Below are 8,465 nucleotides of genomic sequence, written 5' to 3'. Positions count from 1 at the left end.
CGTTAGTATCTGTCTGTTCCGTCTGTCGGAGAAGGCGGATAGGTAACGATAATAGTAATTTGAGCATTGACCTTTGGATCATGTGAGTAGACTGCTGTAATCGTTGCTGAACCAGGCTTAAGGGCCTTTATTTTACCGTCARAACTAACGCTAACGATTGAAGAATCGCTGCTACTCCAAACTAGCGAATCCTTAATGTTTGTTTTACCATAAGTGGGATCTGAACCGAGTTCATTCCACAAATCCAACTCTGTTCCAGGAGTAACTGTTTTAGTGTTCGATAATTTCAATTTAACTTGGTTTACTTCAATGGTTAGCTTGTTAGAAACGTAAGTACGCCCTGTGTTCGTCGTCACCGTTAGTTTAACTTCTACATTGCCAGCTTTTATGCCTTTAAGTGTTGCAGAAGTTTGTGTTTGTGAATCCAAAATACCATTCGCATTTCCTTCTGTAACACTCCAAACTGCTTTTTTAATCGGGTCATTGCCAGAAGCAGGAATGATAGCCGATAATGCAATGCTCGTACCTAATGGAATATTACTTGGTCCACTAATGACTGGGTTCGGTAATGTCACGGTTACTAATGCATTTTTGGATATCCCACTGCCATCCGAAGCTGTAACTGTAATCGTTGCTGCTCCAATGCCAACCCCTGTAATTTTACCGTCACTTCCGACAGTTACAATAGAGGTATCGCTCGATGACCAGGTGACCGCTTTGTTTTTTGCATCGACTGGATTAAACACAGGTGTCATTTGCTTTGTTTCGTTAAGTAAAAGCGTTGCATCAGCTAAATCGATACTTATTAGCTTCTTGTATACCGATATTGTCTTTGTCGCGGTATATTCTCTTTTTTTGTTCGTTACAGGATCTGTCTGATCAGTAGTCACCTTTAGGGTAATGGTTGCATCCCCAGCTGATAATCCCTGTACATTCGTTGAGCTGCCGCTGGTGTTGCTTAAGCTTATATTTCCAGTGTTTGATGTGACTTTCCAGTTATAGGATGTGATATTCTCATAATCTGCTGTAAATAGTTTTGATTCCAGAATAATGGATTCATTGACGGCGACATTTTCAGGGCCTGTAATATTAAGCCCTGGGCTAATAACGGTAACGACTGCGCTTGTTGTAATTTTACTGCCATCAGTTGTTGACACAGTTATGTTTGCGGTACCTGATGTGATGCCTGTAATAATGCCAGTACTGCTATCGATGGAAACAACAGTAGGACGATCAGACGTCCAAATCAGTTGTTTATTAGTAGGTTCTTCAGGCGTAAATACGGGGATCAAAGGCAGTCTGTCACCTACTAAAATCGTTTTATTATTTACAGTCACCGTCTTGATTTTAGTAATTGCTTTTAATACATAATGTGGGAATTGCAGCTTTTTGGATGCCTGCTCACCAATATCTTTAAAATCTAATACGGCATCAAGTAATGGATAAGACCCGTCTTTTTTCGGTGTAACCGGAATATTGAAAGTAAACGGATTAGCTGTGTATGTGTTTCCAGAAAGCGTATATTTGATATCTTTAATTGTTCCAGTGACTGTGTAGCCTGTAGCCAAAGTACCGATCTTATTAAAATCAGGCGGAAGTGCTCCTATCTCTAAATTAGCAGGAAACGTTTCTTTAAATTTCAACGATGTAATGATCATTCGATCAGCGGCAAGCGCTTCGTTTCTGTTTATTGGTTTAGGTGTCAGCGTATAGGTGAAGGTTGCTGCTGTATCCTTTCCAACGGTCTCCTGATCGACATTACTGGAAACGGTGCGATTCAGTTCAAGGTTGGAGGAGACTTTAACAACCTTTACATTTATGAATTTAACAACTTCAGCACCTTTAGCATCGCTTGCGATAATTTGGACTTTCAAATCTCCGCCGTTTGGAAGAGGATTAGTAACGGTCTTATTCACGGTTGATCCTGAAAGAATCTTTTCGTTAGTTGTTAATGGATAAGATTTTCCGTTGTATATCAGATTTATTGATGTTGTTAGTTCTCGATCGTTCAAGTCGAAATCCTCAGCCTTGTAGTTAATCAGAAGATCCTGATAGGAGGGGATAAAGTTATTGTCGACTTGATTATACTCAATTGGACTGTAGACAGTCAGTTGAGGAGCATGATTAGATCCCATAAATGCTCTATACATGGTATTGATAAACAACTTTTGTTCCCACGCTGGGAAGCCTTTATTTGTATGACCTGAACCTGAATAGGTCACATTGCCTTTTGAATACGTGTAATAATGATTCCAGCTGTCACCGGAAGTACGGACACCACCGATCATATTGTACCAAGGGATAACAGTAGCGTCCTCTAAATCAAGAGTGAAATACTGGTTGTGCGTCGTAGCGACCTGTGTGGATTCGTTTAATAAAAAAGGGTATTGCGTTAATAGTCCTTCATTTACTTTTTCTGTTGATGTAGCTTGTAGTGGATTTCCGAGTCCCATGTCTGTACGTGGGGCAATTTGTCCAGTTGTCGTTTGGAATTTATTGAGCCAGTTTTGACTTTCGCTATTATTATTCACAAAGATAGTATCATGCGTAAACATAACGCTCTGACCTGTACTTATGAACTGCTGTACAGCAGCTGTTGCGTTATTACCGATTGGTGCAAAGTTGTTGTACTCATCGACAAATCCGAATATGAGCATGTCATATTTTCCGTTTAATGTGTTGTACCCGCTATTATTAAAATTAGTTATTGAGGTCGTATCGATCGTAATGCCATAATCATTAGTTATTAAATCTTTTGATTGTAAATTATTGTTTAGATTGCTGTCGTTTGTGTTTTTGTTCGGCAATACTTGAAGTACTTTAATATTAATTTTCTCATCTTGGAAGCGGTATACCCCAGTTTGAATATCTTTTAAAGGACTGCCGAATTCTGATAGCTCGAGTCTCCAATACTGAAGACCAGAGTATCCGGGTGGAAGCTTATACGTAAGCGTACCGCTTTTCTCTGTAACCGTTTGAGAAGTAACAAATTGTTCAGCACCAAACGGCAGAGAACTGTCAGTTCCAATATATAAGTTTAAATTAATGTTTTTAGAAGCGACATCGCCAAGGTTATCGACTGCGTACTTAAATGTGATGATCTCATCAGGAGAATACTTTTTTGTCGAAGTTGATGTGTAGCCATCAGGCTTCTCGGTTAGGGTGAGTAACGGTCGGATATTCCCATTATCAAGAAGATTGATTTTCGATACAAAATTAGTTTGGCTAGAAATGTCATTATTGTTCACAAAAATTACATTGCTTTTAGTCTTTCCTGCTTGGTTGTAGATGGCGAAGTTTTTTTTCAAAAGAGCTTCTTTTATGTTATTGCCACTTCCTAAATCAGCCTGGTGCAGTAATCCTTTTTTGCTTCTGTCTGTAGAATCGCTATAGAGAATAACTGGGAGTCCTTTGTCAACGAAGTTTTTAATAATCTCTGTTGCTTTTAATTGAGTAATATCATTTTGCTTGCTAGCAGTATTATGCGCACTTGACGTAGAGCTTTGAGTAGGGAGTGTGATACTATAACTACCCTTGCCAATATATATCGCGTCATAGTTCCCATCTAGCTGTTCGCGTGAAGCAACAAATTGTTTCATGCTTAACGTTTTTATCGTAATTAGGTTAGTTGTACCGACCGCAGCAGTCAGATCAGAAGATCCTGATTCGGTAATTTCCAATACGTTAACAGTAGGACGAAGCCTTTTAATAGAAAGATTGAATTTTTGAGAATCAGTTTCTGTATCGTTTTTAGCAACTAAAGTGTTTGAATTTACTTCCAAGTATTTTTGCGAGGAATTAATTGTATTTTTCGTTTTAAATCGAACAATTCCTTCAGAMACCGCTTGCTTCACGAATTTTTCACTATCTGAAGGATTCGTTTTTGTTAAAACTGTAAGTTTATTTACATTAGAGGATGATGTGGAATAGGAAAGATATTTGTTGGTGCCTTTGGATTTGATAGACACGAGATCATTGCCATGATCCTCAAGCTCAAACAACTCGTCTAAGAAATATTGGTTTGTGTTTACGCTAATTGAATCATTCTTCACGGAAACAAACTTCGAATTATTACTCAATGTAATCGTAGTGCTAGGCACTGCTGCTTTAACTAAGTAAGGCTTAACCCCGATGTATGTAAAAGTCATAGCTAGTATCGTAATAATGCAAACGATTGAAACTCTTTTCCTCAGAAATGATAGATTCATGATCCTTTCCTCCTTATAAACTAAAATCAAATGAGTCTTATTACCTAAAAATTGCAATGAAAACTGTTGTAATTTGCCATATGTAGGATATAATCAGTGTAAGCGACAACGCTAGTTGTTGCAAGATAAACAAGCGAAATACATATAAGAGAGCGAATATTGTAGATTTAAAGATAGGATTCAATGTTAAGTAGGTATATGGAACCAATTATATAAAACTATTTATTTGCATTGGAATAGGGATAGAGATAGGGGTTGAAGCTGTGGCGGCAATCAAAAAAAGACTAGGAGATTTGCTTGTTGAGAGCTTGCTGATTTCTGAGGAGCAGCTGCAGGAAGCGTTGCGTGAGCAGAGTAAGACCAAACAAAAGCTGGGTGACTTGCTCATTACACAAGGTTATATTACCGAACAGCAACTAATAGAGGTTTTAGAGTTCCAACTTGGTATCCCACATGTGAGTTTATACAAATTTCAAATAGATCCGGCAATCGCTCAGATTATTCCAGAGAGCATGGCAAGACGTTACCAAGCTATTCCGATTCAAAAAGAAGGCGGAAGGCTAATGGTCGCGATGGCCGATCCGCTTGATTATTTTGCAATAGAAGAATTACGAATGAGCACGGGCTTCCGTATCGAACCAGCCATTTCAAGCAGAGATGAACTACAAAGAGCTATTGCTCGTCATTACGGTCTTCAAGATTCCATGAATCAGATGCTGGTCGATCTTTCTTCTTCAGATGATATTCAAGAAATAGAAGTGATGGATGAAGATTCGCCCGTCGTTCGCCTTGTGAATCAGATGATTCAGCAAGCTGTTCAACTAAGGGCATCGGATATTCATGTGGACCCAGGCGAGATGCAAATATCGATTCGTTATCGGGTGGATGGTGTGCTTAGAACGGAGAAGACGGTTCCGAAGCAAATGCAAGGCTTTATCACAGCCAGGCTCAAAATTATGGCAAAGCTCAATATTGCGGAACGCAGACTGCCACAAGACGGACGCATTAAGATGCAGGTTGATTTTAAAAATGTCGATATTCGCGTATCCTCACTTCCTACAATTCACGGTGAAAAAATTGTATTGCGGATTCTCGATTTAAGTACTGGTGTGAAGGCGATTGACCAGCTGGGCTTCAACGAGCATAACTTCACCTTATTTAAAGAAATGATCGACAAGCCATACGGGATTTTGCTTATAACTGGCCCTACAGGCAGCGGTAAAACAACTACTTTATATTCTGGACTTCAGCATTTGAATCAGGAAGATACGAATATTATTACGATTGAAGATCCTGTTGAGTATCAGCTGGAAGGCATCAATCAGGTGCATGTGAGTCCGAATATCGGGCTGACATTTGCAGCAGGACTGCGATCTATTTTGCGGCAAGATCCGAACGTCGTTATGGTGGGTGAAATTCGAGACAGCGAAACGGCAGAAATTGCGATCCGTGCATCGTTGACAGGGCATTTGGTATTGTCGACTTTACATACGAATGATTCGGTTAGTACGATTACCCGTTTTAGAGATATGGGCGTTGAACCCTATTTGATTGCTTCCTCTCTCGTAGGCGTTGTTGCGCAAAGGCTTGTCCGACGCGTTTGTGCGGACTGCAAGCAGTCGCATGCCGTGACCGACCAGGAACGAATATTTTTGAGAAGTCGTTCAATTGAGATAGAGATGCTTATAAAGGGCAAAGGCTGTGGAAGCTGCAACAATACTGGATATCGCGGTCGAGTTGCTATTCACGAGGTATTGTTTGTGAATGATGAGCTGCGCGAGCTTATTAACGAAGGGGCATCCGTTCAACAATTGCGTGAAGCGGCAGCAGGGCAAGGCATGATTCAATTGATGGACGACGGCTTGGAAAAAGTAACACGTGGGATTACGACGCTGCAGGAAGTGCTGCGCGAGACGGTAGCACATTAGGCGGAGGGTGGTAACATGTCTGCAAAAGAGAAAATAATGGATCTGCTTAGGCAAGCCCATGAGCAGAAAGCATCCGATCTTCATATCTCGGTTGGCTCTGCCCCAACATTTCGGGTAAACGGCGGTTTAAAAGCAAGTGGAGTCGAGCCTGTTAACTCAGAGGAAGCGATGGAAATGGCGGGTTCGATGCTTTATGAGCAGCAAATGCAATATTTTCAGGATCACGGTGAGATTGATTTCTCCTACAGCATGACGGGCTATTCCCGTTACCGGATTAATATTTATCGGCAGCAGGGCAATGTAAGTATTGCGGCAAGATTAATACCGACGCAAATTCCTACATTGGAGTTGCTCCAGCTTCCGCAGATGATTGCGCCTCTTGCCAATAAACCACAAGGGTTAATTCTTGTGACGGGCCCGACTGGGAGTGGGAAATCGTCAACGTTAGCTGCATTTTTAGGTTATATCAATCGTACTCAGAGGAAACATATTATTACGCTGGAAGATCCGATTGAGTACGTACATAAGAGCGAAGGGTCGATCATTGATCAGCGCGAGGTAGGCAGTGACACAAGAAGTTTCTCAAATGGCTTGCGTGCTGCGCTTAGGCAAGATCCAGATGTGATTTTGGTAGGGGAAATGCGAGATTTGGAGACGATTGCTGCTGCGGTAACGGCTGCAGAGACAGGCCACCTCGTACTGGCTACATTACATACAACGGATGCGCCTCAGACGATTGATCGTATTATCGATGCTTTTCCAGGTCATCAGCAGGCGCAAATTAGAGCACAGCTAGCTGCGGTTCTAGTGACAGTCATATCTCAACGTTTGTTTCCTCGAATAAACGGTCAAGGCAGAATTGCTGCGACAGAAATTCTAGTCAATACTCCGGCAGTAGCAAACTTAATTCGTACAGAGAAGGTTCATCAAATTAGAAGCGTGATGCAGACGAGTCGAGCGTTAGGGATGCATACTCTCGATATGTCGATTAAGGAATTACTGCAAAAGGGCATGATTGATCCGCTAGTAGCCAAATCTTATTTGGTGGAGGGAGGACTCTAATGCCGCAATATAACTATCAAGTCAAAGCAAACACCGGACGGCTGATCAAAGGCAAGCTCTCGAGCATGGATAAAGCTACTGCAGTAGAGGAGCTTCGCAAACGAGGCTTAAAGGTATTGTCGGTTCAAGAGGTTCGATATACGGTCTTATCGACCGAGCTGTATATTGGGAATCCAGTAAAAGGGATTCATTTCATTATTTTTTGCAGACAGTTTGCAACGCTCATTCGTGCAGGTGTTACACTCGTCGAGTCAACCGCCATTTTGTCTGAGCAGACGGAGAGCAAACCACTGAAAAAGGCTTTAGTTGATGTGAACTCGTCCTTGCTAAGAGGGGTTTCGTTCTCGCAAGCAGCGCAGGAGCATAAGCGGATTTTCCCGCCTATGTTCATCAGCATGGTTCGCGCAGGCGAGGAAACGGGAGATTTAGAGGGTACGCTGGATCGTCTTGCTGTATTTTTCGAAAAAGCACATACGACGAAGGAAAAGATCAAATCGGCGATGRCCTATCCGATTGTAGTTGGCATAATGTCTCTCGCGGCGGTCGTTTACTTGCTTCAAGGTGTTGTGCCGCAATTCGTCACGATGTTTGCTTCATTTGACGCAGAATTGCCGATGATTACGAAAGTCGTATTGTCATTAAGCGATAGTATATCTAATCAGTGGTATATATGGGTGCTGGCTCTAGTAGCTATCCTCACTGCCTATCAATTTGCGATACGCTCGGAGCGAGGAAGTTACTTTATTGATTATGCGAAGCTGAAGATTCCGATTTTCGGCAAGCTGCTCCAGAAGGGCGCTATCGCTCAAATGACTAGGACACTTTCTTCCCTGTATGCGAGTTCCGTGCCGGTATTGCAGTCTCTGGCTATCGTAGAGCAAGTCGTTGGCAATAAGGTAATCGGAGAAGTAATCCGCAAATCAGGTGACTCGCTAAGACAGGGTAGTCCTTTATCCGATCCGCTCAAAAAATCTTGGGTGTTTCCGCCGCTCGTTACGCAAATGATAGCTGTCGGGGAGGAAACGGGGGCGCTCGATCAGATGCTCTCGAAAGTAGCTGATTTCTATGAAATGGACGTTGACAACACAGTTGACCGTCTTAAGTCGTTAATAGAGCCGCTATTAATTGTATTTCTGGCTGGCGTTGTTGGTTTGATCGTTATGGCGATCATGCTGCCGATGTTTAGCTTATATTCTACTGTTGGGTAAGCACAGGATGCGATGAGTCCGCTCATCTATCTGCTGCTATTCATAAATAATCTATATTC

The 8,465-nt window shown here is 41.8% G+C and carries 4 protein-coding genes; 3 read left to right on the top strand and 1 reads right to left on the bottom strand.

Features of this window, described 5'->3' with window-relative positions; genetic code table 11:
• Positions 1-2: 2 nt before the first annotated feature.
• A complete protein-coding gene (locus AC1DSE_RS10215; RefSeq protein WP_477527649.1) occupies positions 3-4,208 on the bottom strand; it encodes an Ig-like domain-containing protein in 4,206 nt (1,401 codons plus the stop codon).
• A gap of 263 nt (positions 4,209-4,471) precedes the next feature.
• On the opposite strand from AC1DSE_RS10215, the gene AC1DSE_RS10210 reads away from it, so the two are divergent.
• From AC1DSE_RS10210 to AC1DSE_RS10200, 3 genes are read left to right on the top strand one after another with little or no spacing between them, the layout of a single operon-like run.
• The gene (locus AC1DSE_RS10210) at positions 4,472-6,136 is read left to right on the top strand and encodes a GspE/PulE family protein (protein WP_477512209.1); all 1,665 of its coding nucleotides are present in this window, start codon (positions 4,472-4,474) and stop codon (positions 6,134-6,136) included.
• 15 nt (positions 6,137-6,151) lie between these two features.
• Positions 6,152-7,198, top strand: coding sequence for a type IV pilus twitching motility protein PilT (locus AC1DSE_RS10205; RefSeq protein WP_477512210.1), 1,047 nt, complete (start codon positions 6,152-6,154; stop codon positions 7,196-7,198).
• A complete protein-coding gene (locus AC1DSE_RS10200) occupies positions 7,198-8,406 on the top strand; it encodes a type II secretion system F family protein (protein ID WP_477527648.1) in 1,209 nt (402 codons plus the stop codon). The genes AC1DSE_RS10205 and AC1DSE_RS10200 overlap by 1 nt, the downstream gene beginning before the upstream one ends.
• Positions 8,407-8,465: the final 59 nt, after the last annotated feature.

The organism is Paenibacillus sp. 01L418, assembly GCF_056400045.1.
The sequence above is the reverse complement of the archived record's forward strand: the minus strand, read 5'-3'. Positions and strand labels throughout refer to the sequence as shown.